The organism is Neisseria sp. P0008.S010, assembly GCF_051962715.1.
Taxonomy (GTDB): Bacteria; Pseudomonadota; Gammaproteobacteria; order Burkholderiales; family Neisseriaceae; genus Neisseria; species Neisseria elongata.
On record NZ_JBQCVA010000281.1, the window covers coordinates 1 to 275 of the forward strand.

Sequence of the window (275 nt, forward strand, 5' to 3'; positions counted from 1 at the left end):
GACTACCAGGGTATCGGCCGGAAAACCGCCAATGTCATTTTAGGCAACGCCTTTGGTATCCCCGGAATTGTCGTGGATACCCACGTTGGGCGGGTCTCCCAGCGGCTCGGTTTGACCACCAATAAGGATCCGGTCAAAATCGAGTTCGATCTCATGGAATTGGTGCCGCCAGCCCAGTGGACCAAATTTTCCCACCAACTCATCTTACACGGTCGGCAGATCTGCACGGCCAAGAAACCCAAATGTCCGGCCTGTTTCCTGCTGCCTCCCGTAGG

1 protein-coding gene is annotated in these 275 nt (G+C 55.6%); it reads left to right on the forward strand.

The genetic code is table 11. The features are described 5' to 3' along the window. Positions 1–275: endonuclease III domain-containing protein (locus tag ACTHSL_RS13590; protein ID WP_440381720.1), on the forward strand; the 275-nt coding region annotated here is incomplete at both ends.